This window comes from Streptomyces sp. NPDC050842 (assembly GCF_044456565.1).
Classification (GTDB): Bacteria; Actinomycetota; Actinomycetes; order Streptomycetales; family Streptomycetaceae; genus Streptomyces.
Genome location: NZ_JBITGA010000001.1, coordinates 846,276 through 872,428 on the forward strand (window position 1 = coordinate 846,276; position 26,153 = coordinate 872,428).

Annotated in this window: 21 protein-coding genes; 13 read left to right on the forward strand and 8 right to left on the reverse strand. The window is 72.2% G+C overall.

Annotated elements, in window-relative coordinates; translation table 11 throughout:
* Positions 1-24: 24 nt before the first annotated feature.
* Positions 25-978 carry a LysR family transcriptional regulator gene (locus ACIBG6_RS03760; protein WP_399220854.1) on the reverse strand — a complete coding sequence of 318 codons (954 nt, stop codon included), beginning with the start codon at positions 976-978 and terminating at the stop codon, positions 25-27.
* A gap of 141 nt (positions 979-1,119) precedes the next feature.
* Here ACIBG6_RS03760 and ACIBG6_RS03765 point away from each other — a divergent pair, with 141 nt between their 5' ends.
* Positions 1,120-2,388 carry an MFS transporter gene (locus tag ACIBG6_RS03765; protein ID WP_399220855.1) on the forward strand — a complete coding sequence of 423 codons (1,269 nt, stop codon included), beginning with the start codon at positions 1,120-1,122 and terminating at the stop codon, positions 2,386-2,388.
* Positions 2,389-2,440: 52 nt separating this feature from the next.
* Positions 2,441-3,877 (forward strand): carboxylesterase/lipase family protein, encoded by a 1,437-nt coding sequence (locus ACIBG6_RS03770; protein ID WP_399220856.1) that lies wholly within the window; start codon positions 2,441-2,443, stop codon positions 3,875-3,877.
* A 194-nt stretch (positions 3,878-4,071) separates the two neighbouring features.
* Here ACIBG6_RS03770 and ACIBG6_RS03775 read toward each other — a convergent pair whose 3' ends face one another.
* Both ACIBG6_RS03775 and ACIBG6_RS03780 read right to left on the reverse strand, forming a co-directional pair.
* A complete protein-coding gene (locus ACIBG6_RS03775) occupies positions 4,072-5,160 on the reverse strand; it encodes a lytic polysaccharide monooxygenase (RefSeq protein WP_399220857.1) in 1,089 nt (362 codons plus the stop codon).
* A 91-nt stretch (positions 5,161-5,251) separates the two neighbouring features.
* Positions 5,252-6,376: a cellulose binding domain-containing protein gene (locus ACIBG6_RS03780; RefSeq protein ID WP_399220858.1), complete on the reverse strand. Its 1,125-nt coding sequence runs from the start codon at positions 6,374-6,376 to the stop codon at positions 5,252-5,254.
* A 411-nt stretch (positions 6,377-6,787) separates the two neighbouring features.
* Between ACIBG6_RS03780 and ACIBG6_RS03785 the strand changes: the two genes are divergently transcribed.
* The 6 genes from ACIBG6_RS03785 to ACIBG6_RS03810 all read left to right on the forward strand — a co-directional run bounded on the left by ACIBG6_RS03785 (position 6,788) and on the right by ACIBG6_RS03810 (position 16,458).
* Entirely contained in the window at positions 6,788-9,028 is a 2,241-nt protein-coding gene (locus ACIBG6_RS03785) for a glycoside hydrolase family 9 protein (RefSeq protein ID WP_399220859.1), read from the forward strand.
* 314 nt (positions 9,029-9,342) lie between these two features.
* Positions 9,343-10,851 (forward strand): aldehyde dehydrogenase family protein, encoded by a 1,509-nt coding sequence (locus ACIBG6_RS03790; protein WP_399220860.1) that lies wholly within the window; start codon positions 9,343-9,345, stop codon positions 10,849-10,851.
* Positions 10,848-12,374 carry a GMC family oxidoreductase gene (locus tag ACIBG6_RS03795; protein ID WP_399220861.1) on the forward strand — a complete coding sequence of 509 codons (1,527 nt, stop codon included), beginning with the start codon at positions 10,848-10,850 and terminating at the stop codon, positions 12,372-12,374. The genes ACIBG6_RS03790 and ACIBG6_RS03795 overlap by 4 nt, the downstream gene beginning before the upstream one ends.
* Positions 12,371-13,441, forward strand: a complete 1,071-nt coding sequence (locus tag ACIBG6_RS03800; RefSeq protein WP_399220862.1) for a glycine betaine/L-proline ABC transporter ATP-binding protein — start codon at positions 12,371-12,373, stop codon at positions 13,439-13,441. The genes ACIBG6_RS03795 and ACIBG6_RS03800 overlap by 4 nt, the downstream gene beginning before the upstream one ends.
* A gap of 70 nt (positions 13,442-13,511) precedes the next feature.
* Positions 13,512-15,485, forward strand: coding sequence for an ABC transporter permease subunit (locus tag ACIBG6_RS03805; protein WP_399220863.1), 1,974 nt, complete (start codon positions 13,512-13,514; stop codon positions 15,483-15,485).
* A 1-nt stretch (position 15,486) separates the two neighbouring features.
* A complete protein-coding gene (locus tag ACIBG6_RS03810; RefSeq protein WP_399220864.1) occupies positions 15,487-16,458 on the forward strand; it encodes an ABC transporter substrate-binding protein in 972 nt (323 codons plus the stop codon).
* 69 nt (positions 16,459-16,527) lie between these two features.
* On the opposite strand, the gene ACIBG6_RS03815 is transcribed toward ACIBG6_RS03810, so the two are convergent.
* Positions 16,528-16,731, reverse strand: a complete 204-nt coding sequence (locus tag ACIBG6_RS03815) for a hypothetical protein (protein WP_399220865.1) — start codon at positions 16,729-16,731, stop codon at positions 16,528-16,530.
* A gap of 211 nt (positions 16,732-16,942) precedes the next feature.
* Here ACIBG6_RS03815 and ACIBG6_RS03820 point away from each other — a divergent pair, with 211 nt between their 5' ends.
* Positions 16,943-19,171 (forward strand): sulfatase-like hydrolase/transferase, encoded by a 2,229-nt coding sequence (locus ACIBG6_RS03820; protein WP_399220866.1) that lies wholly within the window; start codon positions 16,943-16,945, stop codon positions 19,169-19,171.
* 47 nt (positions 19,172-19,218) lie between these two features.
* A complete protein-coding gene (locus ACIBG6_RS03825; RefSeq protein WP_399220867.1) occupies positions 19,219-19,773 on the forward strand; it encodes a GNAT family N-acetyltransferase in 555 nt (184 codons plus the stop codon).
* Positions 19,774-19,797: 24 nt separating this feature from the next.
* Here the strand turns inward: ACIBG6_RS03825 and ACIBG6_RS03830 are convergent, their stop codons facing one another.
* Complete coding sequence (locus tag ACIBG6_RS03830) at positions 19,798-20,235, reverse strand: OsmC family protein (protein WP_399220868.1); 438 nt, start codon at positions 20,233-20,235, stop codon at positions 19,798-19,800.
* Positions 20,236-20,396: 161 nt separating this feature from the next.
* On the opposite strand from ACIBG6_RS03830, the gene ACIBG6_RS03835 reads away from it, so the two are divergent.
* A complete protein-coding gene (locus ACIBG6_RS03835; RefSeq protein ID WP_399220869.1) occupies positions 20,397-20,828 on the forward strand; it encodes a hypothetical protein in 432 nt (143 codons plus the stop codon).
* Here the strand turns inward: ACIBG6_RS03835 and ACIBG6_RS03840 are convergent, their stop codons facing one another.
* Entirely contained in the window at positions 20,829-21,662 is an 834-nt protein-coding gene (locus ACIBG6_RS03840; protein WP_399220870.1) for a type 1 glutamine amidotransferase, read from the reverse strand. It abuts the gene before it with no gap.
* 406 nt (positions 21,663-22,068) lie between these two features.
* Entirely contained in the window at positions 22,069-22,722 is a 654-nt protein-coding gene (locus ACIBG6_RS03845) for a class I SAM-dependent methyltransferase (RefSeq protein ID WP_399220871.1), read from the reverse strand.
* 125 nt (positions 22,723-22,847) lie between these two features.
* Here ACIBG6_RS03845 and ACIBG6_RS03850 point away from each other — a divergent pair, with 125 nt between their 5' ends.
* Together ACIBG6_RS03850 and ACIBG6_RS03855 are read left to right on the forward strand one after the other, a co-directional pair.
* Positions 22,848-25,241 (forward strand): molybdopterin cofactor-binding domain-containing protein, encoded by a 2,394-nt coding sequence (locus tag ACIBG6_RS03850; RefSeq protein ID WP_399220872.1) that lies wholly within the window; start codon positions 22,848-22,850, stop codon positions 25,239-25,241.
* 14 nt (positions 25,242-25,255) lie between these two features.
* Positions 25,256-25,735 (forward strand): 2Fe-2S iron-sulfur cluster-binding protein, encoded by a 480-nt coding sequence (locus tag ACIBG6_RS03855; protein WP_317593015.1) that lies wholly within the window; start codon positions 25,256-25,258, stop codon positions 25,733-25,735.
* Positions 25,736-25,761: 26 nt separating this feature from the next.
* Here ACIBG6_RS03855 and ACIBG6_RS03860 read toward each other — a convergent pair whose 3' ends face one another.
* Positions 25,762-26,139 (reverse strand): MerR family transcriptional regulator, encoded by a 378-nt coding sequence (locus tag ACIBG6_RS03860; RefSeq protein WP_399220873.1) that lies wholly within the window; start codon positions 26,137-26,139, stop codon positions 25,762-25,764.
* Positions 26,140-26,153 lie beyond the last annotated feature (14 nt).

The window sequence follows — 26,153 nt, forward strand, 5'->3', positions numbered from 1 at the left end:
GTCCGGCTGCCGGTCGGTCCGATTCTAGGGCGCGGGGAGCCTCGTCCGCTGGCGTGCCCAGGAGGGTGTCCAGATGTCGGCCCCCGAGGCCTCGTTCCGGGGAGCGGCGAGGTGGTCGCGGAGGGCGAGGAGCCCCGGGTGCGGATTGTCCATGGACCAGAGCAGCGAGTGCGGGTAGACCGGCGTCGGGCCGTGCACGGGGATGCGGCGCAGGTCGTGGGCCTCGGGCCAGACGAGGCGCGTTCCCGCGCCCACAAGGGTTGCGAGTTCGGGGGAGTCGGCGACGGTGTCGAGGAGTGGTTCGGTGCCGAAGTCGGGCCCCGTCACCTCGATCGTGAGGCCGAACTCGGCGGCGAGGTCGGCGTAGTAGGCGGCCCACTCGGTTCCGCTGACGATCCCGGGCACCCAGATCCGGTGCCCCGCGAGACGCGCAAGCGTGACGGAACGGGCGGACGCCAGCGCGTGGGCCGGTCCCGTGAGCAGTTGGAGCGGCTCGTCCAGGACGGGCAGGGCCCCGATGCCCTCGGGGAGTTGCCGGCCGGGCATGGTGACCGCGCGGAAGGACGCGTCGATCGTGCCGGACCTCAGGGCCGCGACGGCCGCGTCGGCGTCGAAGAGCGTGACGACGTCGAGCTCGATCTCCGGATGCGTCCGGTGGAACGCGCGCAGCAGCGCCGCAGGCGCCAGCCGCCTGCCGATCACGTCCACGCGCAGTGCCCGGCTGCCCGGCCGTACGGAGGCGATCGCCCGGGCCTCGGCCTGGAGCAGGGCGCGGGCGTGCGGCAGGAACGCCTGTCCGTCGATCGTGACCTCGGCGCCGTGCGCGGTACGGGTGAGCAGCCGCACGCCCAGCTCCTTCTCCAGCGCGGCGACGCGCTTGGAGACGGCCTGCTGGGTGATCGCCAGCTCGTCGGCCGCCTGCCGGAAACGGCCCGAGTCCAGGACGGCGAGGAAGGTGCGTACGGCTTCGAGATCCACGGCCCTCACGCTATCCCGACAACCGCTGGTTGTGCCCTGCGCGCCATCGGGTTGTTTGCTCCCGGTATAGCCGAGTCGGTTGGATGGCGGCGACCGACGCGCGGTTGTTCGACGTGCCGCGGAGGGGAGAGGAGTACGGACATGGGGGGCGGACGGCCGACGCCGGGGCGCGACTTCGGCTGGCTGTGGGCGGCCTACGCGGCGAGCGCACTCGGCACCGGGCTCGCGTTCAGCGCCTTCCCGCTGCTCGCGATCACCGTGCTCCACAAGGGCGCCGCCGAGGTGGCCTCGCTGGCCGCGGTGGGCGCCGCTGTGGGTGCGGCGGTCGCGGTCCCGCTCGGGCCGTGGGTGGAGTTCCGCCGCAAACGGTCCGTGATGGTGGCGATGGACCTCGTCCGGTGCGCGGCGCTGCTGAGCGTCCCCGTCGCGTACGCCCTCGGCCGGCTCGGCCTCGCCCAGCTCCTGCTCGTCTCGGTCGTCGTCGCCGCGGCCGACATCACCTTCGGCGCGGCGGCCGGTGCCTTCCTGAAGGTGCTGGTCAGGCCGGAGAGCATGGTCGCCGCCCAGGCCCGTCTGGAGTCCACGACCTGGACCGCGACCGTCGTCGGACCGCCGCTCGGCGGCGCCCTGATCGCGCTCCTCGGCCCGGTCGCCACCGTGGCGGCCGACGCCCTCAGCTACCTGCTCTCGGCGGCGGGCATCCGGGCCATCCGCGGCCGGGAGCCCCGCTCGCGGCGGGAGAACCCACGGGAAAAGGGGGCCGGGGCGCGCTTCGGCGACCTCGTCGAAGGCTGGCGCCACGTCCTCGCCCACCCGCTGCTGCGCCCGCTGTTCTTCCACACCGTCCTGGTCAACGGCCTGATCATGGCCACAGCACCGCTGCTCGCCGTCCTGATGCTCGGGCCGCTGGGGTTCACGCCCTGGCAGTACGGCCTCGCGTTCGCCGTCCCGTGCGTCGGCGGGCTCATCGGCGCGCGCCTGGCGCCCGGACTCGTCGACCGGTTCGGCCGCCACCGCGTTCTCCTCGTCTCAGGCGCGCTGCGCGTGTGCTGGCCGGTGGGTCTGGTCTTCGTCCGTCCCGGCGCCACCGGACTCCTGCTCGTCATGGCCGTCGAGCTCGCGCTGATCACCTGCATCGGTGTCTTCAATCCGGTGTTCGCCGCCCACCGGATTCGCCTGACCGAGACCGGCCGGGTCGCGCGCACCCTCACCGCCTGGTCCGTCACCGGCAAGGCCACCACCGCGACACTGACCGCCCTGTGGGGCGTCCTGGCGGGTCTCGTCGGCCCCCGGGCGGCGATCGCCCTCGCGGGCGTTGTCCTCCTGGCGACGCCACTGCTGCTCCCGCGGCGCGAGGCGGTCGCGGGGGTGGAGCCGACACCGGGATTGACACGTGTAAGTGGACGGTGACACGCTCCTTGCCCGGCCCCGTGTCGCCCCCGCGCAGAAGGAGCAGCACCGTATGAGCACGACCGTCACCACCGCCCGAGGGCCCGTCCGCGGCGAACGCCGTGCCGACGGCAGCCTCCGCTTCCTGGGCATTCCGTACGCGCAGCCCCCCGTGGGCGACCTGCGGTTCGCCGCGCCCGTCCCGCCGGAGCCGTGGACGGAGCCGCTCGACGCCACCGCGTACGGCCCGACCGCGCAGCGCCGGCCCTTCGGCGAGGTCGTGATCATCCCCGAGCCCACGATCCCGGGCGACGGCGTCCTCAACCTCAACGTCTTCACCCCCGACACCGCCCCCGAGGCCGGGCTCCCCGTCCTCGTCTGGATCCACGGCGGCGGCTACGTCGCAGGTTCGGCGGCCAGCCCCTGGTACGACGGGGCCGCCTTCAACCGCGACGGCGTCATCGTCGTCTCGCTCGGCTACCGGCTCGGCATCGAGGGCTTCCTCCACCTGGAGGACGCGCCCGACAACCGCGGCGTACGGGACTGGATTGCCGCCCTGGAATGGGTCCGCGACAACATCGCGGCCTTCGGCGGCGACCCGGCCAAGGTCACCATCGCGGGACAGTCGGCCGGCGGCGGCGCCGTCCAGACCCTCCTGGCCGTCCCGTCCGCCCGGGACCTGTTCCGCGGCGTGATCTCCGTCTCGGGCGCGGTCCTGCACCCCGACGGCCCCGAGGTCGCCCGCGCCGCCGCCCGGCTCCTCACCTCCCGCACCGGCGTCCCCGCCACCGCGGCCGCGCTGCGGGACCTCGGCGACGACGAGATGCTCGCCCTCCAGGACCGGCTGGCCGAGGAGGGACCGGACCGCGAGGGCCTGCCGCCGCTGCTGGCCCTCGCCCCGTTCGCGGACGGCGACCTGATCCCCGTACCCGCGCAGGAGGCCCTGACGACGGGCGGCGCGGGCGAAGGCGTCCCGCTGATGGTCGGCTTCACCGAGCACGAGTTCACGATGGTCCCCGCGCCCGAGGGCGTCCCGCTGCCGCTCCTGCTCGGGGGCGTCGGCCTCGACGCTGCCCAGGCCGACGCCTTCACCGCGGCGTACGCGAAGGGCGGCGAGGCCGCCCTCTTCGGCCAGGCGATGACGGACGCGGTCTTCCGCGCCCCGAACCTCGCCCTCGCGGACGCCCGCGCGGCGCGGGAACAGCCCACCTGGCTCTACGAGTTCGCCTGGCGCTCGCCGGTCATGGGCATCGCCTTCCACTGCCTCGACCTGCCCTTCGCCTTCGACGTCCTCGACTCCGAAGGCGTCGCACCCGTCGCCGGGTCCACACCGCCGCGCGCCCTGGCCGACGCCATGCACCGGGCCTGGGTCGCCTTCGTGACGGACCAGGACCCGGGCACCGACTGGCCCCGCTACACCACCGACCGGCGCGCCACGATGATCTGGGACACCGAGCCCCGAATCGCCGAGGACCCGCTGAGCGGGGTGCGCTCGATCTGGCTCGACTGACCACGCGGCCGACGCCCGCTGTCCCTGATCACCACGCCGGGACAGCGGGCGGACGGCACACGGTTCAAGATCCTCCACCGCCCCCGACCACCACGCCCTCCTCGCGCGGATGACGGCGGCCGAGAAGGAGGCACTCGTCCGCTGCGATGTCGCGGAAGAACGTCGCAGCGCCGGACCGGCGCCTCCGTCAAGGCCTATGGATTGACGCATCCGATCGAGCCGGCCGGAAGGTTGTTGCCGGTCGACGTCGCCGTGAACCCGAAGGTGACGCTGCCGTCAGGCGGGATGGTCCGGTTGTAGTCGAGGTTCCCGACCGTGAGGGTGCCGTCGGATCCGGTGGTCAGCGCACCGTTCCACAGACTGCTCACCTGGGTGCCCGCGCCGGGCGTCCACTGCACGGCCCAGCCGTTACGCGGGGTCGTGCCGTGGTTCATCACCTCGACGGAACCTTGGAAGCCGCCGCTCCAGGCGTTGGTCACGCTGTAGACGGCCATGCACCCGGCGTGCGGGTCGGTGGGCGTCGGGGTCGGGGTCGGAGTCGGGGTCGGGGTCGGAGTGCCGCCCGAGTCACGGATGCCGGTCACCTCTCCGTTCCCGCCGTCGAAGACGACGTCGGAGCAGGAGAAGAAGTTCTCCTGGCTGTCCGAGCGCACCCACTGGGTGAACAACACCGCATCACCCGAGCGCCCCGAGGGCAGGTTCAGATCCCAGGAGTAGTGGCCGCCGTCCGTGCCCGGTGAGCCCGTCTGTGGTGGGTCGGTGACGGTCTGGATCAGCTCCAGGTCGTCCCAGCCCAGTTCGGCGGTGGGGGAGTAGCCGGGCTTGGACAGGTAGACCCGGAAGGAACCAGGGTGCGCGGCCCAGTTGCTGTGCTTGACCTGGATCGTCCTCCCGGACGTCAGGTGCGTGCGGGGCCAGTCGGCGCGGGCGGCGTTGTATCCGGTGAAGTCGTACGGTGACCGGTCACCGGCGCTGCACAGTTTTCCGTCCGGGACGTAACCGGGGCCGCGTCCGCCGGCGTTGGAGTCGAGCACGGCGAACCAGTTGTACAGCGCGTTCGCGCCGCTCTCTTCGAGCGCCGCTCCGCATGCCGGGTTGGTCGGGTCCAGGGCGCCGGTGCTGGTCATGGCGTCCAGCCGGCAGAGGTAGGTGCGCGACCCGGGTGTCATCGTGACGCCGTGCGCCTGCGCGCTGTTCTGGCCCAGCAGGGTCAGGCCGATTCCGCCGAGCAGGGTCGCGAGCACCGCCGCCAGGGAGGCAAGTCGTTTCTTGTGTCCAGCCATCGTGTCTCCTGTGCGTGTGTGGGGATTGCCGTCCGGTCGGTGATCTCTCCTCTTGCGTTTCCGTCTGGTGGCGGAGCCCCGCGCTTCCCGGTCACGCGCAGACGGCGTCGTTGAGACGGAAGCCGGTCGGTTGGGTGAACGCGCCGCTGTAGGTGCCCTGGAAGCCGATCGTCTGGCCGGCTCCGGGCGCGATCCGCGCGTTGTGCGTGAGGCCGGTCGCTGTCACGTCCCCGGAGGTCGGTGTCACGGCGGCGTTCCACGCGGTCGTGATGCGCTGCCCGGAGGGCAGGACGAAGGACAGCGTCCAGGGGTCGACAGGGGCCGATCCGGTGTTGGTGACGGTGACGCCGGCGGTGAAGCCGCCGGGCCAGACGTTCGTCGTGTACGTCACTTTGCAGGCCGTCGCCGGGCCGGGTTCACCGGTACCGGGAGTACCGAGGTTCACCTCCGAGGAGAAGGAGCTCACCGAGAGCCCGGCGCCGTTCTGCCACGGCTCGAACCCGGCCTGGACGCTGGTCAGATACCAGTCGTTCTGGGCCATGCCGCGATGGACGGTCTCCCGGACGAAGTCCATGACGTCGAAACTCCAGCCGGGGATGGCCGACGGCGCGACGAAGGAGATGACGTCGTTGGAGCCGTTGCCGCCCGTCCACACCTGCCAGGTGCGGCCGCCCACGGTGGCGGTGCCGACCTGTGAGCCGATCGGCTGGATCGGACCGACCTTGTTGAACCAGATCATGATCTCGGTCCGGTTCACCCCGTCGGTCTTGGGCGTGGGGTCCAACCAGATGTCGTACGAGGCGTTGTACGCGGCGTCGTCGACGTAGCCGTACGAGATGCTGCTGGGGGCACTGGTGATGGCGCTGAGCTGTGCTGGGAGCTTGGTCCCGGGCGAGCAGTTGCTGTAGTGGCAGCCGTTGAAGACCGAGGGGTACGACTTCGGGGCGCCGTTGGTGGGCACGGCTCCGTCGGCCTGGATCACCCGGAAGCCGGTGTCGGTGGCGGTGACGCACTGGGGGGCACTGGTGCCCCAGCGGTTGTTCTGGACCACGTAGCGGCCCTGGATCGTGGTCGAGCCGTACTGTTCGCAGATCAGGGTGTCGGCGTGGGCCGCCGGTGCGGTGCCCACGAGCGTCGCCATCACGGTGGCGAGGGCGATGAGCAGCGCGCCGAGCACGCCGCGCGCGGTTCTCGGGCGGTGGGGTGACGCTCGCATGCGTGGCCTCTCTGGGAGGGATGAGGGAGGGACGACCGGGTGCGGTGATGGGGGGCGCGGGACTGTTCCCGACTGTTTGGGAGCGCTCCCACGTACGGCTTCGGGGCACTGTAGGGTCTTGCGGCACCTCTGACAACCCATCAGGGGCGAGCGCGTGGAGTGGGTTCCGGGAGCGGTCCCGGTCGGGGCGGCGAACTCCAGCCGCCGGGCGGGCTCGCGCGATGGCAGCGTTCCGCCGGAGCGCCTGAACAGTCACGGCTGGGGCCCACCCCGCCCTGCCCGCCCTGTCCTGTCCACCCCGTCCCGTCCGGGCCGTTGACGTCCCCGCATTCCGGCCACAAGGATGTCCACCGCATTCTGGGAGCGCTCCCACCGGTAAGTCGCTCCGTACCCCCTACGAGGAGCCCAGACGTGAACAGACGCAGAACCGCCCTGCTGTCCCTGACGACCCTGCTGGCAGCGGGACTCACCGCGGTGCCCGTCGGCCCGGCGGGGGCGGACGAAGCCGAGCAGGTCAGGAACGGCACCTTCGACACCGGCACCGACTCGTGGTGGACGAACAACGTCACCGTCCGGCCGTCCGACGGCAGACTCTGCGCCGACGTGCCGGGTGGCACCGCGAACCGCTGGGACGCCGCCGTCGGCCAGAACGACCTCGCACTCGTCAAGGGGGAGTCGTACCGCTTCACCTTCAGCGCGACCGGCGCCCCCGAAGGAAACTCCGTCCGCGCGATCGTGGGCCTGCAGGTCTCGCCGTACGACGCGTACTACGAGATCACCCCGCAGCTGAGCATCTCGGGAGACACCTACACCTACACCTTCGCGTCCCCCGTCGACACCGCCCAGGGGCAAGTCGCCTTCCACCTCGGCGGCGCCGCCGACCCCTGGGGGTTCTGCCTCGACGACGTGTCCCTGCTGGGCGGGGTGCCGCCGGAGCGGTACGAGCCCGACACGGGCCCCCGGGTTCGGGTCAACCAGGTCGCCTACCTGCCCCGCGGGCCGAAGAACGCCACGCTCGTCACGGACGAGACCGGGCGGCTGCCCTGGCAGCTGAAGAACGCGTCCGGCACCGTCGTCGCACACGGCTGGACCGTGCCGCGCGGCGTGGACCCCTCCTCCGGGCAGAACGTCCACTCGATCGACTTCGGCGATCACCGCGGTGCCGGGTCGGGCCTCACCCTGGTCACCGACGGTGAGACCAGCCGGCCCTTCGACATCGGCACCGCCGCCTACGAGAAGCTCCGCCTGGACGCCGCGAAGTTCTACTACACCCAGCGCAGCGGGGTCGAGATCCGCGACGGCCTGCGGCCCGGTTACGGCCGAGAGGCCGGTCACATCGACGTCGCCCCCAACCAGGGGGACGGGAACGTGACCTGTCGGCCGGGCGAGTGCGACTACACGCTCGACGTCACCGGCGGCTGGTACGACGCCGGCGACCACGGCAAGTACGTCGTCAACGGCGGCATCTCCGTCTGGCAGCTCCTCAGTACCTACGAGCGTGCCCGACTCGCCCGCACAGGGCAGGTCGAGAAGCTGGGCGACGGCACGTTGAACATCCCGGAGAGTGGCAACAAGGTCCCGGACATCCTCGACGAGGCCCGCTGGGAGCTGGAGTTCCTGCTCAAGATGCAGGTGCCGGACGGCAAGGCGCTCGCCGGCATGGTCCACCACAAGATCCACGACGCGCAGTGGACCGGCCTGCCGCTGATGCCGTCCGACGACCCCCAGAAGCGCGAACTGCACGCCCCGACCACCGCGGCCACCTTGAACCTCGCGGCGACCGCCGCCCAGGCGGCCCGTCTGTACAAGGCGTACGACCCTCGGTTCGCCGCCACCGCGCTCACGGCGGCCCGCAAGGCCTGGGCCGCGGCGCTCGCCCACCCGGACGTCCTCGCCTCCGAGAGCGACGGCATCGGCGGCGGCGCCTACGCCGACCCTGACATCAGCGACGAGTTCTACTGGGCGGCCACCGAGCTGTACCTGACCACGGGCGGGAAGGAGTTCCAGGACCACATCCTGAACTCGCCCGTCCACCGTGCCGACATCTTCGGGCCGATCAGCTTCGACTGGGCGCGCACGGCCGTCCCCGCCCGGCTCGACCTGGCCACCGTACCGAACCGGCTGCCCGGCCGCGACAAGGTCGGCCAGTCCGTACGCGAGGGAGCCGACCGCTACCTGGCCACGCTGAAAGCCCATCCCTACGGCATGCCGTACGCCCCGGAGGGGCAGAGGTACGACTGGGGCTCCACCCACCAGATCCTCAACAACGCCGCTGTCCTGGCCACCGCCTACGACATCACCGGCGGCGCGAAGTACCGCGACGGGGCCGTCCAGAGCATGGACTACGTCCTGGGCCGCAACGCCCTCAACATCTCCTACGTCACGGGATACGGCGAGGTCAGCACGCAGAACCAGCACAGCCGCTGGTACGCCCACCAGCTCGACCCGAAGCTGCCGCACCCGCCTGCCGGCTCACTGTCCGGCGGTCCGAACTCAAGCATTCAGGACCCGCTCGCACAGAGCCGACTCCAGGGATGCACCGGCCAGTTCTGTTACATCGACGACATCCAGTCCTGGTCCACCAACGAGCTCACCATCAACTGGAACTCCGCCCTGACCTGGATTGCCTCTTTCGTGGCCGACCAAGGCTGAGCGGACCGTACGCGCTCATCCGGCCCCGGCAGCGCCTTCTGTACTCGGCTCCCGCGTCCTCGCGGCGGAGAGTGGCGCTGCCGGCAGGTGCTCACGGCCGAGCTCCGGCTGGTCCAGGGCTCGGGATACGCGCCCGCGCCCCGCGTTCCCCCTTCGCGTTATCGGTCCTATGTCCATGTCTGTGTCTCTTTACGGGGTGAGGCAGAACACTCTTGGCAATGCATTGCGCATGGATGCCGGGAGTCGGGGCAGGCGGCCGGATCGCCGGTGCAAACCGGCAGGGGGATCCACAGGAACGGAAGGCAAGACGCGACGTGACGGCAGCACAACAGACCATCCATGTGGGCGGAGAATGGCGCTCGGCTCTGACCGGCGCCACGCGCGAGATCATCGACCCCGTCGACGCGACCGCCTTCGCGGTCGTGGCGGAGGGCGATGTCCAGGACGCCGACGACGCCGTGGCCGCGGCACGAGCCGCTTTCGACGACGGCGCCTGGCCGCGTACGCCGATCGCCGAGCGGGCCGCCCTGCTGCGGCGGGTCGCCGCCCTGCTTGAGCGGGACCGCGAGCGGATCGGCGCCCTGGAGAGCCAGGACGCGGGCAAGACGCTGGAGGAGGGCCGCGTCGACGTCGACTGCGTCCGCGACGCCTTCCTGTACTTCGCCGACCTCGTGGCGAACGAGAGCGGCGGACGGGTCGTCGACGCCGGTTCCGACGAGATCCGCAGCGTCGTCGTGCACGAACCGGTCGGGGTCTGCGCCCTGATCACACCGTGGAACTACCCGCTGCTCCAGGCAAGCTGGAAGATCGCGCCCGCCCTCGCGGCCGGCAACACGTTCGTGATCAAGCCCAGCGAGATCACGCCCCTGACCACCGTCGTGCTGATCGAACTGCTCCTGGAGGCCGGACTGCCGCTCGGCGCGGCCAACATCGTCACCGGCCCCGGCGGCACCGTCGGTGCCCGGCTCGCCGAGCACCCCGATGTCGACCTCGTGTCGTTCACCGGCGGTCTCGTCAGCGGCACGAAGGTAGCCAGGGCGGCCGCCGACAGCGTGAAGAAGATCGCCCTCGAACTGGGCGGCAAGAACCCCAACGTCGTCTTCGCCGACGCCTGTTCGACGCCCGACGGGTTCGACACCGCCGTCGACCAGGCACTCAACGCCGCCTTCATCCACAGCGGCCAGGTCTGCTCCGCCGGATCGCGCCTCATCGTCGAGGAGTCGCTGCGCGACCGCTTCGTCGCCGAACTCGCCCGCCGGGCCGAACTGATCCGGCTGGGGCGCGGCACCGACGAGGGCGTCGAATGCGGTCCGCTGGTCTCCGCAGCCCAGTTGGCGAGGACCGAGGAGTACGTGGCCTCCGCCCTCGGTGAGGGCGCCGTCCTGCGTGCGGGCGGCGAGAAGCCGGCCGGACCCGGCTACTTCTTCCGGCCCACGGTCCTGGACCGGTGCCACCGCCGTATGCGGGTCGTGCGTGAAGAGGTCTTCGGCCCCGTTCTCACCGTGGAGACCTTCCGCACCGAGGAGGAGGCCATCGCCCTCGCCAACGACACCGAGTACGGCCTCGCCGGAGCGGTGTGGACCTCCGACGAACACCGAGCCCGGCGGGTCGCGGCCCGGCTGCGCCACGGCACCGTCTGGATCAACGACTTCCACCCCTATCTGCCGCAGGCGGAATGGGGAGGCTTCGGAAAGTCCGGCATCGGCCGCGAACTGGGCCCCAGCGGTCTCGCCGAGTACCGCGAGGCCAAGCACATCTACCAGAACCTCGCTCCGCGCCCCGTGCGCTGGTTCGCGGGCACGACGGAGAAGGACCAGGCATGAACGACCAGCACGTGTACGACTACGTCGTCGTCGGCGGTGGCACCGCGGGCTCGGTGATCGCCTCCCGGCTGACCGAGAATCCGGACGTCAGCGTCGCCGTCATCGAGGGCGGCCCCAGCGACGTCGGCCGCGACGAGGTCCTCACCCTGCGCCGCTGGATGGGCCTGCTCGGCGGTGAGCTGGACTACGACTATCCCACCACCGAGCAGCCCCGGGGCAATTCGCACATCCGCCACAGCCGGGCGCGGGTCCTCGGGGGCTGTTCCTCGCATAACACCCTCATCGCGTTCAAGCCCCTTCCCTCCGACTGGAACGAGTGGGCGGAGGCCGGTGCCGAGGGGTGGGACGCGGCAGCCATGGATCCCTACTTCGCCCGGCTGCGCAACAACATCCTCCCCGTCGACGAGGCCGACCGGAACGCGATAGCCCGGGACTTCGTCGACGCCGCGCAGACCGCGCTCGGTGTTCCGCGCGTCGAGGGCTTCAACCGAAGCTCTTTTTACGAGGGAGTCGGATTCTTCGACCTCGCCTACCACCCGGAGAACAACAAGCGGTCGTCCGCGTCCGTCGCCTATCTGCACCCGTTCCTGGACCGGCCGAACCTGCACATCGCCCTGGAGACCTGGGCGTTCCGGCTGGAGCTGGAGGGCACCCGCGCCACCGGCGTGCACATCCGTACCAAGGAGGGCACGGAACACGTCGTACGCGCCCGGCGCGAAGTCCTGGTGTGCGCGGGGGCAGTGGACACCCCGCGCCTGCTGCTGCACTCAGGCATCGGGCCGCGTGCCGACCTGGAGAAGCTCGGTATCCCCGTCGTGCACGACCTGCCGGGCGTGGGGGAGAACCTGCTCGACCACCCCGAGTCGGTCATCGTGTGGGAGACGCACGGCCCGATCCCGGAGAACTCCGCGATGGACTCCGACGCCGGGTTGTTCGTCCGACGAGACCCGGAGTCCGAGGGGCCGGACCTGATGTTCCACTTCTACCAGATCCCCTTCACCGACAACCCCGAGCGGATCGGCTACGAACGTCCCGCGCATGGAGTGTCGATGACCCCGAACATCCCCAAGCCGCGCAGCCGCGGCAGGCTTTACCTGACGAGCGCCGACCCCGAGGTCAAGCCCGCGCTCGACTTCCGGTACTTCACCGATGAGGACGACTACGACGGCCGGACCCTGGTCGACGGGATCCGGATCGCCCGGCGGATCGCGGCGAGCGAGCCGCTGGCCGGATGGCTGAAGCGCGAGGTGTGCCCCGGGCCCGAGGTCACCTCCGACGAGGAACTCAGCGCGTACGCCCGCCACGTCGCGCACACCGTCTACCACCCGGCCGGCACCTGCCGGATGGGGGCCGTCGACGACGAACTCGCCGTCGTCGCACCCGACCTGAGGATCCGGGGCCTCGACAACATCCGGATTGCCGACGCGTCCGTCTTCCCGACCATGACCGCCGTCAATCCCATGATCGGCGTTCTCATGGTCGGCGAGAAATGTGTGGACCTGCTTGGAGGCTCGCGACGATGAACGACGTGCAGCAGGACACCGCCGAATCGGTCTTCTCCGTACGCGAGCTCTGGAAGGTCTTCGGCCCGAAGGCCGAGCGCGTGCCCGCCGACCAGGAGCTCGCCTCCCTCGACGCCGCCGAGCTGCGCGAGAGGACCGGCTGCACCGCCGCCGTCCGCGACGTCTCCTTCGACGTCCGCAAAGGTGAGGTCTTCGTCGTCATGGGCCTGTCGGGCTCCGGTAAGTCGACGCTCGTCCGCTGCCTGACCCGGCTCATCGAGCCGACCTCGGGCAGGATCTCCCTCGACGGCGAGGACGTGCTGTCCATGGATCCCGGCCGGCTCCGCGAGCTGCGCCGGCACCGGGCGGCCATGGTCTTCCAGCACTTCGGGTTGCTGCCGCACCGGACGGTGCTCGACAACGTCGCCTACGGGCTGGAGATCCAGGGCGTGGCACGCGGCGAACGGCGCGAGCGGGCGGCGGAGTTCGTCACCAAGGTCGGCCTCGACGGCATGGAGCACCGCAGGCCGAGCCAGTTGTCCGGTGGCCAGCAGCAGCGGGTCGGACTTGCTCGAGCCCTCGCGGTGGACCCCGAAGTCCTGCTGTTCGACGAGCCGTTCAGCGCGCTGGACCCGCTCATCCGTCGCGACATGCAGGAGGAGGTCATCCGTCTGCACCGGGAGGAGGGACGCACGATGGTCTTCATCACCCACGACCTGAGCGAGGCGCTGAAGCTCGGCGACCGCATCGCGCTGATGCGTGACGGCCGCGTGGTCCAGCTGGGCACGCCCGAGGAGATCGTGGGCGCCCCCGCCGACGACTACGTCAGGGACTTCGTCCGGGACGTGCCGCGCGAGCACGTACTGACCGTCCGCTCGGCGATGCGCCCCGCGCTCGCCGACGAGCGCGAGACCGGCCCCGCGCTCGCCCCCGGTGCCAGCGTCCACGAGGCCATCGAAGCCGTCGCCCGTACGGGCGAGAACGCGCGGGTCGTCGAGGACGGCCGCTGCCTCGGCGTCGTCGACCAGGCGGGACTCCTCGGTGTCGTCGCCGGGATCCCGGCCGTGACGGGGAAGGCGGCGGCCTGATGTACTCCCATACGACCTGGCCGCCGCCGGGCGGCATGACCGGTGCCCCCGTCCTGGGGCGGTGGGGCCGATGACCACCACCGTCACCCCTGCCTCTCCGGGCTCCACGACCGCCGCTGACGCCGGGTCCGGTGCGCTGCGCTCCCTCGCGCGCCACCGCGGCCGGCTGATCGGCGCCGGCACGGCCGTCGTGCTCGTCCTCGGCGCCGTACTCCTGGGCGGCGGCAGCTGGCCGGCGGCGCTCGCCGTCGATCTGTCCGGGCCGCTGGATCGCACCAGCGACTGGATCATCGACAACCGTGACGGCCACCCGCTGTTCCTCTACTTCCTGGGGCACGTGAGCAACGTCGTGGTCGTGTCCGTCCGCGCCGTGTACCTGGTGCTGCTCGCGCTCGGCTGGGCGGGCGTCACCGCCGCCGCCGGATTTGTGGCCTGGCGTGTCGCGGGCGTGCGGCTCGCCCTGACCTCCGTCGCCGCCTTCTCCGTGTGCGGACTGCTCGGCATGTGGGTGCCCACCATGCAGACGCTCGCCCTGATGGTGGTCGCCGTCGCCGCGTCCGTACTGCTCGGGGGTCTCCTCGGCCTCGCCGCCGGACTGTCGGACCGCATGCACCGGATCCTGCGCCCGGTCCTCGACACCATGCAGGTGTTGCCGGCCTTCGCGTATCTCCTGCCCGTCGTCCTGGTCTTCGGCATCGGTGTACCCGCGGCCGTCCTCGCGACCGTCGTCTACGCCGCCCCGCCCATGGCCCGCCTCACCGCACTCGGGCTGCGCGGCGCGGACGCCGGGGTCGTGGAGGCCGCCGCGTCCCTCGGCGCCACCGGCAGGCAGCGGCTGCTGACGGCCCAGCTGCCGCTGGCCCGCAAGGAACTCCTGCTCGGCGTCAACCAGTCCATCATGATGGCGCTCGGGATGGCCGTGGTCGCGTCCGTCATCGGCGCGGGAGGCCTTGGCGACCGCGTCTACCAGGCACTGGGCTCCGTCGACGTCGGTGCCGCGCTCGCCGCCGGTGTGCCGATCGTGCTCCTTGCCATCGTCCTGGACCGGGTCACCGCCGCGGCCGGGGAGCGGATCGGCGCGGCTCCGGCCCGCCGGGCCGGACTCGGCTGGGCCGTCGCTCTCGTGGCGACCTCCGTCGTCGCCGTCGCGGGCCGCCTGTCCGACCGGCTCGTCTGGCCCGACGAGTGGACGGTCGACCTCGCCGAGCCCGTCAACGGGGCGGTCGACTGGATGACCGCCCACCTCTACTCCGGTGTGCCCCTCGTCGGTGGCACCGCCGACTGGGCGGGACGTCTCACCACATGGGTCCTCAACCCCCTGCGCGACGGGCTCCAATGGCTGCCCTGGTGGGCGGTCCTGCTGACCGTCGGCGCACTCGCCCTGCTCATCGGCACCTGGCGCACCGCCGCGACCGCCGTCCTCGCGATGGCGGCGATCGGTGTGCTCGGTGTCTGGGACCCGGCGCTCGACACGCTGTCCCAGGTCATGGCCGCCGTCGCCGTGACACTGCTGCTCGGCCTCGCCCTCGGGGTCGCCGCGGCGCGCAGCACACGACTGGGACGCGCGCTGCGTCCGGTTCTCGACGTCTTCCAGACGATGCCGCAGTTCGTGTATCTGATCCCCGTCGTCGCCCTGTTCGGTGTGGGCCGCGCCCCGGCGGTCGCGGCCGCCGTGGTCTACGCGCTGCCCGCGGTGGTGCGGATCACTGCCCAGGGGCTGAGTACGGTGGACCCGGCCGCCCTGGAGTCCTCGCGCTCCCTGGGCGCGACAGGGCGGCAGCAGCTGTTCCACGTACAGCTGCCGCTGGCACGGCCCGCGCTGCTGCTTGCCGTCAACCAGGGCGTGGTGCTGGTCCTCGCCGTCGTCGTCATCGGCGGCCTCGTGGGCGGCGGCGCACTCGGTTACGACGCGGTCTTCGGCCTCGCCCAGGGCGACCTGGCGACCGGTCTGGTCGCCGGTGCCGCGATCGTCTGCCTCGGCCTGGTGCTCGACCGCGTCACCCAGCCGACGGAACGCCGCGGCCTCGCCGGAAAGGGGGCCTGAGATGGCTCGTACCCGCATCGCACTCGGCGGTGCCGCGCTCGCGGCAGCCGTCGCCCTGACGGCCCTCACCGGCTGCGGTGCCGCCGACATGACCCGCCAGGCGTCCCCGTACGCCGACGCGAAGAGCTCTCGCACGGTGACCCTGTCCACGCAGTCGTGGGTGGGCGCGCAGGCCAATGTCGCCGTCGCCCAGTACCTGCTCCAGCACGAGCTCGGCTACCGGGTGGACACCGTCCAGATCGACGAGGTCCCCGCCTGGGACGCGCTCAGCCAGGGCCGGGTGGACGCCATCCTGGAGGACTGGGGCCACCCGGAGCAGGAGAAGCGGTACATCGACGACAAGGGGACGATCGAACGGGGTGGAGACCTCGGGGTGACCGGTCACATCGGCTGGTACGTGCCGACGTACTTCGCCGAGGAACACCCGGACGTCACCGACTGGAGGAACCTCGACAAGTACGCCGACGAGTTCCGTACCGCGGAGAGCGGCGGCAAGGGCCAGCTGCTGGACGGCTCCCCGTCTTACGTCACGAACGACAAGGCACTCGTGAACAGCCTGGACCTCGACTACCAGGTCGTGTTCGCAGGCTCCGAGGCGGCGCAGATCACGCAGATCAAGCAGTTCGCCAAGGAGAAGAAGCCGTTCCTGACCTACTGGTACAAGCCCCAGTGGCTGTTCGAGAAGGTCCCGATGACGGAGGTGAAGCTGCCCGCCTACAAGGAGGGCTGCGACGCCGACCCGGAGAAGGTGGCCTGCGCGTACCCGCACACGCCGCTGCAGAAGTTCCTCAACGCCCGCTTCGCCGACAGTGGCGGTGACGCCGCCGCCTTCCTGAAGAAGTTCCGGTGGACGACCGAGGAGCAGAACGACGTCGCCCTGATGATCGCGGAGCAGAAGCTGTCGCCGCAGGAGGCGGCGGGGCGCTGGGTGAAGGAGAACGAGGGAACCTGGCGGGCGTGGCTCCCGTCCTGACGCCGGTGCGGCGGACCGGGCGCGCCGGTCCGCCGCACCTTTCCACCGCTCGGCCTCGGCCTTGACACCTTATTCCACGCATATCAGTCCGACGCCGGGGTCGTGCGCGGGAAGTGCATGCACACCACGGGGGGTGTCGTCAGTGATGACACGGCCCTCGCTGTCCTGCCAGTAATCGGCGTGGACACAGCGCCAGTGGGCGGCGTCGGGATAGCCCTCGCCCTCGGCCTGGGCGAACGACCAGGGCACCTCGCCGAAAGACACGGTCGTCACTGCGGTGACCCGAAGCTCGGCGAGGACCGTTTGGGCACGTGGAGGGCGAACCTCGCCTGGCGTGTGTCACACGTTCTTCATGTGCTGTGCATGGTCCGCCGGGGCGGGTGCGTCGATGATCGGCAGGGGCCCGGAGCCGTACGGCAAGGAGGCCCGGGACGTCTCCTGAAGCGTCGTCCGTCGCGCCCGCCCCTGCCTGAGGAGCCCCGTCATGGCCAGCCGTCGTCGTTTCCTCGCCGGGTCCGCCGCCTCGCTCGGGCTCGGCGCGCTGCCCGGGACCGGCGTCGTCGGTGTCGCGGCGGGACCGGCCGGGGCCGCCGTGCCCGAGGACACCACGCGGCCGCCGAACCTGATCGTCGTGCTCGCCGACGACCTCGGTCACGGCGAGCTCGGCGCGTACGGCCAGAAGCTCATCTCCACCCCGCGCATCGACGGACTCGCCGCCGACGGGCTGAGGTTCACGGACGCGTACTCGACGGCGGCCGTCTGCGCTCCCTCCCGTTGCTCGCTCCTCACCGGGCTGCACACCGGGCACGCGACCGTCCGCGCCAACCCGTCCGGCGCCCAGGGCTCCCTCACCGCCGCCGACACCACCTTCGCCCAGGTGCTCAGGGCCCGCGGCTACCGCACCGGCGTGATCGGCAAGTGGGGCTTCGGTCCGGAGAGCGCCGGCCAGGACAGCCACCCCAACGCCCGCGGCTTCGAGGAGTTCCACGGCTACATCGACCACGGGCACGCGCACCAGTACTACCCCGAGTACCTCTGGCACAACGGCGCCAAGGAGCCCGTCCCCGGCAACGCGTCCGGCGCCAAGGGCACCTACGCGCCTGACCTGCTGCGGCAGCGTGCCCTCGACTTCCTAGACCGCCACGCCGCCGAACCGTTCCTCCTCCTGCTCACCCCGACCGTGCCGCACGCGCCCAGCGACATCCCCGACACCAGCGCCTACGCATCCCGCACCTGGACCGCCGCCAACAAGGGCCACGCCGCGCAGGTGAGCCTCTTCGACTCCCTCGTCGGCGACGTCGTCGACCGGCTCCACGCCCTCGGACTCGCGGACGACACCGTCCTCCTCGTCACCAGCGACAACGGGCCGCACGAGGAGGGCGGCGTCAACCCCGACCTGTTCGACGCCAACGGCCCACTGCGCGGCTACAAGCGCAATCTGTACGAAGGCGGCGTACGCGTCCCCCTCATCGCCTGGGGCCCCGGCCGCGTCCTGCCCGGCACGAGCGACCGCCCCACCCCGCTCACCGACCTCCTCCCCACCCTCGCCGAACTCGGCGGCGCCCCCGCCCCCTCCGACGTCGACGGCCTCTCGGCCGCGCCCCTCCTCGCCGGCGGCGGGAGCGCCGCCCACCACGACCACCTCTACTGGTTCCGCGACGAGCGCGGCGTCACGAGCCGCGCCGACGCCCAGGACGAGAAGCGGTCCACCTGGCTCGCGGAGGCCCTCCGCAAGGACCGGTGGAAGGCCGTGCGCTTCGCTCCCGTCCGCGACCACGCCCTGCCCGACGACCAGTGGCAGGTCGAGCTGTACGACCTCGCCACGGACCTCGGCGAGACCTCCGACCTCGCGGCCCGGTACCCCGCACGAGTCGCCGAACTCGTCGCTCTGATGCGTTCCTCCTGGCAGGACACCTACCCCCGCGCCGACTTCGGGGCGGCCCTGGCCGTCCCTCAACTCGCCGTACCGGGGCAGCCGTTCACCGTCACCGCCGCCCTCGCCAACGGCTCCTCGCGGGCCTGGGACTCGGCCGCCGTCACCCTCCGCGCCCCCACGGGCTGGACCGTACGGTCCACCACGGCCACCGCCACCGCCCGGCTCGCCCCCGGTGCCCGGCTCGCCACCGCCTGGCAGGTCACCCCGCCCACCGGCGCCCCCGCGGGCACCCCGTGGACGCTGACCGCCGAGGGCACATCCCTCGCACCCGGTGGCCCCGTCCGGTACGCCGCCGACGGCGTCGTCACCACCCCGCCCCCGGCGCCCGCCCGGGACGGCTACCTCTCCGACCTCCCCTGGATCCGCGCCGTCAACGGCTGGGGCCCGGTCGAGCGCGACAGCTCCAACGGAAAGAACGGCGCCGGTGACGGCACCCCGATCTCCTTCGGCGGCACCACGTACCCCAAGGGCCTCGGAGTCCACGCGTACAGCGACGTGTCGTTCCACCTCGGCGGCGCGGCGCAGCGTTTCACCGCGCTCGTCGGCATCGACGACTTCTCGGCCCGCCAGAGCTCCACGGGCGCGACCCGCGCCACCGTGTACGGCGACGACCGCGTCCTCCTCACCACCCCCACTCTCACCGCCGCCACCGGCCCCGTACCGGTGGACGTGGACGTACGCGGTGTCCGCGTCCTGCGCCTGGAGGTGACGGACGCCAACGCCAGGACGTCCTTCGACCACACCTCCTGGGCCCTCGCCCACGTCACGGTCGGCTAGGTCGTCTCTCCGGAGCCGCTTCTACGGGCTGCGGTAGGTTGCCGACCATGACCGGACCCGGACCGCGCCCCCTCGCCTGGCCCCCCGCCCCGATAACGACCGAACGGCTCGTGCTCCGGGAGTCCGAGGCCCGGGACCGCGCGGCGTTCGTCGAGCTGTTCGCCTCGCCCGAGGTGGGCACGTACATCGGTGGCGCCCGGCCGCGTGACGCACTCGAACGCGCGGTACCCGAGGTGCCCGGGCGGCGCCCCGGACTCTTCGTGATCGACCTCGACGGAGCGATGATCGGCATGATCACACTCGATCGGCGTGACGCCGAACGCCCGGGGCACGTCCGTCCGGACGCCGGCGAGGCCGAGCTCGGCTACCTGCTCCGGCCAGAGGCATGGGGACGCGGGTACGCCGCCGAGGCGTGCGCGGCGGCACTCGACTGGTTCGCCGGTGCGCTTCCCGGCGAGCCGGTGGTGCTCTCCACCCAGACGGCCAACGACCGCGCGATGCGCCTCGCGGTGAAGCTGGGGTTCACCGAGGTGGAGCGGTTCGAGGAGTACGGCGCCGAGCAGTGGTTCGGCGTGTGGTCACCGGTCACGCCGAACGACTGAGCGTCTGCCGCGTCTCGTGTTGCGTCAGCCCTCGAAGCCGACCGTGCCGTCCGGGAGGATCGCCTCGACCCGTGCGCCGTGCTCCACTGTCCGGCTCACCGTGCAGAACTTCTCGTGCGTCAGGCGCACCGCCCGGGCGAACACCTCGTCCGCCTTCGGGTTGTTGTCCGGCAGGTCGAACTCGTAGCTGACCCTGATCCGGCCCACCCGGCCGTCGTCCTCGGGGCCAGAGACGGACTCCACCACGATCCGCAGGTCGTCGTGGTCCACGGCGCGCGCGGTCCGGTCCACGACCAGGCCGCCGCACCCGCCCATCGCCGCGAGCAGCAACTCGACCGGGGTGAACGACGGCTGCGCGTCCGCGTCGTCGGCGGCGGCCATCCGGACCTCCGCGCCCCGGTCGTTGCGGGCGGTCCAGTTCCGGTACCCGGTGCGGACGGTTTCGATCCGGTAGTCGGCCATGGCGGCGGAGCTCCTTCGCTGTCGTGCGGTGGCGGTACGGTCGACCGCCACACAACCCCACGGTCACGGCCCCGCCAAGCGGACGCGCCCGTCGCGCACCCGCCCCGGACGTGAGTATCCGCACTCATGTGCCGCGCACGCGAGTCCGGTGGAATGCCACCATGCCCGACCGCACCGCCGCCGCCACGCCCGCCGCCGCGACGCCCGCCGCCGCCACAGCCGCCGCCGCGACGCCCGCCCCCGCTGCCACGCCCGTCGCCGACGACCGCGCTCCGCGCGCCTGGATCGCACCGGCCGTCGCCACCGTCGTCACCCTGCCGCTCGCGTTCGTCGCCTTCGTCTTCGTCGCGCTCGCCCCGATGGCCTGCGACAGCTGCTCCGGCGCGCGGAGCTCCGCGTTCAGCGCGAGCTTCATGCCCGCCTTCTGGACCTTCGCGATCGGCCTGCTGCTGCCGCTCGGGCTGCTCGTGACGAGCTGGGTCCTGCCGTGGCGCCACCGCAACACGGCCCGGCGCCGGAAGGTCGCCGCCCTCGCCCCCGCCGCCGTCGTCCTCCTCTATCTCCTCTTCCTCGCCCTCGTCGACTGGCCCTGATCACGCCCGGGCGGCGCGCGCTCCGGCATGAGCCCGCACGACCGCGCCCCACGCCTCGGACACCGCGCCCCAGACCGTACGGAGTTCCGGCTCCGCCTCCCGTACCGAGGCCACCACGGCCGCCGGGTCGCCCCCGTCCGCGCGGACCTGCGCGTCGTCGGCCTCCGCCCACCGCGCGACCGTGCCGGACCCCGCCTCCGGATGGAACTGGAGCCCCCAGCCCGCACGCCCCACCCGGAACGCCTGGTGCGGGCAGTCGTCACCCGTCAGCAGCGGTACGGCGCCGGCCGGCAGCCGGTCCACCTCGTCCCAGTGCCACTGCGCCGCCGGCGCGCCCTCCGGCACCCCGCCGAGTACGGGGTCCCCATCGGCCGCGGCAAGTCGCCGCAGCGGGACGGCGCCCAGTTCGGGCCCCCGCCTCCGGGCCACGACGGAACCGCCCAGGGCGTCGGCGACGAGCTGGCCGCCCAGACATATCCCGAGGAGCGGCACCTCGTCGGCGACCGCCTCGCGGACGAGCGCACGGACGCGGGGCAGCCACGGGGCGGACGTGTCGTCCCGGCAGCCGACGGATCCGCCGAGGACGAGGAGCCCCGCGTGGCCGCCCAGGTCGTCCGGGAGGGGTTCGCCCTGCCAGGCGCGCACCATGTCGAGACGGAGGCCGGTCCGTACGAGACGGTCCCCGACGAGCCCGGGGCCCGCGTCCTCCTCGTGCTGGACGACGAGAACGGCCGGGGCCGTGCCCCGGCCCGCAGGGCTTTCGGCAACCCCGGCCATCTCGCCGGTCAACGTGGCCCCGCTGGTCCCGCTCATCTCGCTCGTCTCGCTCGTCACGGCGGTCGCGCCTCCATGCTCCGGCCCGGGGACGCCCGGGGTGTTCGATTCCCCGAGGATCTCCGAAGAAGCGTCCGAGGGGGAGCCCCTGGGGTCGCCCCCGTGATCGGCTGCGCGTCAGTTGAGTAGGCCGCGCCGCCCGGCTGAGTACGTCGACCGATACGCGGCCCGCCGTCCGCCGCTGGAATAGAGGCATGACCTCCGACGCCCGGCGCCCCCGCCCCCTCCAGCACGTCACCGCCACCGGCACCGCGCTCGCGGTGGCCCTCGGCCCCGTGGTGCTCGGCGCCCTGCTCGTCAGGTCGGCGGGCGGCGACCCGATGGCCTCCGTGAACGCCCTCATCGCGGGCGGCGGGCAGCGCGCCAGGGTCTCCGGGGCGCAGCTCCGCTCCTGCGGCGGCCGGGTTCAGTCGCGCGGCCTGCGGGCCAGCAGGAAGGCCTGGGGCGTGCTCTCCTCGGGGTCCGCCTCCCGCACCAGGCGGGCCGCCACGACCAGGCCCGCGGCGGCCAGGAGCTCCGCGACGCGGTCGGGCGACCAGCGGTACACGTCGAGCGCCACCTCGTGACCGTACGCCCGCTCCAGCCGTACCTTCCCGTCCCCGACCTTGAAGGCGACCAGGACGAATCCGCCCGGCGCGAGGACACGGCGGAACTCCGCGAAGCCGGCAGCCAGTTCCTCCTCCGGCATGTGCACGGTGGAGTACCAGGAGAGCGCCCCGCCGAGTGAGGCGTCGGGCAGGTCGAGCGCGGTCATCGATCCCACCTCGAAGCGCAGGCCCGGGTACGTCTCCCGGGCCACCGCGATCATCCCCGGCGACAGGTCCACCCCGAACACGTCCGCCCCCAGCTCCCGCAGATGCGACGCCACCCGCCCCGTACCGCACCCGAGATCGGCCACTGTGCGCGGTCCGTCGAGGGCGTTCACCTGCTCGACGAAGGCGGCGAGCATCGCGCGGTCCAGCGGCGTCGACGCCAACTGAGCGCCGAGCAGGCGCTCGTAGTCGACGGCGACGGTGTCGTAGGAACGGCGGGTGGCGGTGAGGTGCGCGGCTTCGGTCATCGCGGCATCCTACCGGCGGCTTCCCTCCGAACGGTCCCCGGAGGTCCCCCGCATGAGCGATGATCGGCGCATCGGACGATACCCGGCGGTAGCAAGACCGGGACCATGACGAAAGGCCACACCGCATGCCGAGGCGGCACCCCGCGCGGGACAAGGACCACATCAGCGGCACCAGGGACGGAGCCGCGCCCTCCGCGCCGCCGGCCGGGAACGAACCCGGGATCGCCCGGCGCCGGTTCCTCGGGTACGTCCTGGCCGCCCCCACCCTCACCGTCGCCGCCCAGCTCGGCGCCGAGGCCCTCGTGCCCCGGCAGGCCGCCGCCGCGGCCCCGGCGCTCATCCCCTCGCTGCCCGGCCCCGCGGAACTCCTCGACCTCAACGACCTGCTGACGCTCGCGGCCGTGCCGACCAGCAACCTCATCACCATCCGTATCGACAGCGACGGCACGGCCCACTTCGCCCTGCCCCGTGCCGAGGTCGGCCAGGGCGTCACCACCTCCAGCGCCATGATCGTCGCGGAGGAACTCGACCTGCCCCTGGACAAGGTGAAGGTCACCCTCGCCGACGCCCGGCCCGAGCTCCTCTTCAACCAGCTGACCGGCGGCTCCAACACCACCTACTCCACCTACACCCCCATCCGGGTCGCCGCCGCCGTCGCCCGCGGCCGCCTCCTGCGCGCCGCCGCCCTCGTCCTCGGCGACGCCGTCGAGACCCTCACGACGAAGGCCGGCGCCGTCGTGTCCCCGGCCGGCGCGCTCCTCGGCTACGGCGAACTCGCCGCGAAGGCCGCCGCCCTCACCGACACGGCGGTGGAGGTGGAGCTCAAGGACCGCGCCGACTTCCGCGTCATCGGCACCGCACAGCGCAGGCTGGACGCCCTCGACGCGGTCACCGGCCGCAAGAAGTTCGCGATGGACCTCCAGGTCCCGGACGCCCTGCCCACGATGATCTGCCGCCCGCCCACCATCAACGGCACCGTCCGCTCCGTGGCCAACCTCGCCGTGGTCCGCGCCATGCCCGGCATCACCGACGTCGTCACCGTCTCCACCGGCGTCGCCGTCCGCGGCCGCACCTTCGGCCAGTGCGTCGACGCCGTCCGGGCCCTCGACGTCGACTGGGGCCCCGGCACCGCCGAGGGCGCCTCCGACGCCACCGTCCTGGCCAAGCTCCGCCGGGCCGAACTCCCGCTGGTGGTCCCGCCGCTGCCGCTCCTCACCAAGGCGGTCGACGCCCGCTTCACCTTCCACTTCTCCAGCAACGCCGCCGTGGAGACGAACTGCGCCATCGCGGACGTACGGGAGGACTCCGCGGAGATCTGGGCCTCGCTGAAGGCCCCGATCGTCGCCCAGGAACAGATCGCGCTCAAGCTCGGCCTGCCGCCCACCGCCGTCCGCGTCCACGTCACCGAGGGCGGCGGATCCTTCGGCCGCAAGCTCTTCCACGACGCGGCCCACGAGGCCGCAGAGGTCTCCCAAGCCCTCGGCAAGCCCGTCAAGCTGATGTGGCACCGCACCGACGACTTCCGCCAGGGCCGTACGCACCCGATGTCCACCTCGCGGGTCCGCGCCACGTACTCGCTGGGCGAGGTCCTCACGTACGAGCAGCGCCACACCTCCGTGGCCACCGACTTCGGGCACGGCATCGGCGAGCTCCTGACCGCCGAGGTGGCCCGGCTCCCCGTCGCCGACCTCGCCTTCTCCGAGACGATGTTCCAGCTCACCCAGGTGAGCCCCTACCACCTCGGCGTCACCACCCAGCTGCTCTCCGAGACCGACAAGGGCTTCAACACCGGGTCCATGCGCGGCATCTACTCGCCCAACGTGCGCTGCGCCCAGGAACTCGTCATGGACGAGCTGGCCCGCCGCATGGGCAAGGACGCGTACGCGATGCGACGCGGGCTCATGAAGGACCCGAGGGCGCGCGCCGTCCTCGACAAGGTCGCCGCGGCGGGGGAGTGGGGCCGGACGATGGCGCCCGGTACGGCCCAGGGCATCGCGGTCCACACCGAGTACCACTCGCACGTCGCCGTCCTCGCCGAGATCGACTGCCGCCCCGAGACCAGCGGACGGACGATCCCCAACGCGTACACGGGACCGCGCGTGACGAAGGTCGTCTGCGCCGTCGACGTCGGTCTCGCCGTCAACCCGCGCGGCCTGGAAGCCCAGATGATGGGCGGCATCGCCGACGGCATCGCCATCACCCTCACGTCCGGACTCCACCTGCGCGACGGACACTTCCTCGAAGGCAGCTGGGACCAGTACTTCTACACCCGGCAGTGGAACACCCCGCCCGAGCTGGAGATCATCGTGATGCCGTCGAACGGCGAGAAGCCGGGCGGGGCGGGGGAGCTGGCGGTGGCCGGCGCCACGGCCGCCGTCGCCTGCGCCTACGGGCGGGCCACCGGCACGATGCCGACGGTCTTCCCCGTCAACCACGCCGAGCCGCTCGCCTTCACCCCCCTGCCGACCGTCCCGCCCGTCCCGGCCTCGCCCACCGACGGCCGCGACCGCACCATCTGAGAGCTGGAGTCCCCGTGCCGCAGCACACCTTCATCCTGAACGGCAAGGCCGTCACCGCCGACGTCGAGGGCGACGTCCGGCTCCTCTGGGTCCTCAGGGACGTCCTCGGCGTCACCGGCCCCAAGTACGGCTGCGGGGTCGGCGTCTGCCGGGCCTGTACGAGCCACCTCAACGGCAAGGCGTTCACGCCCTGCGCCGTGCCCGTCGACGACCTCGCCCCGACCGACGAGATCACCACGATCGAGGGGCTCCCGGACACCGTCGGCGCCGACCTGCATCCGATGCAGGAGGCCTGGCTCGACCTGGACGTCGCCCAGTGCGGCTTCTGCCAGCCGGGCCAGATCATGGCGGCCGTGGCGACGGTCCGCCGGGCGCGGGAGGCCGGGCGGGAGATCACCGAGGCCGACCTCGACACGATCCGCAACATCTGCCGGTGCGGCACCTACCACCGCATCCGGCAGGCGGTCCTGGAAGGGTCCCGCCGCATGGAGTGAGAGCGGTTCGCACCGCCGGAGCGGCTCTACGCCGCCCCGGCCGCCAACTTCTCCCGTACGGCGTCCAGATACTCCGCCACCGCGTCCCGGTTCCGGGTGAGGCACCGGATCCGCTCGGTCATCCGGTCCCGCTCCTCCTCGAGGGTCGCCAGCATCTCCGGCGTGGCGTCCGGGAAGTGGATGATCCTCGGCTTGTTCAGGCACGGCAGGATCTGCTTGATCAGCCGGGTCGGCAGCCCGGCGTCGAGGAGCCCCCGGATCTGCGCGACCCGGTCCAGGTTCGACTCGTCGTAGACGCGGTAGCCGTTCGGCAGCCGGTCCGCGACGATGAGGCCCTGTTCCTCGTAATAGCGCAGCAGCCTGCGCGGTGTGCCGGTGCGTTCCGACAGTTCCCCGATCCGCATGGGACGCCCCCTCC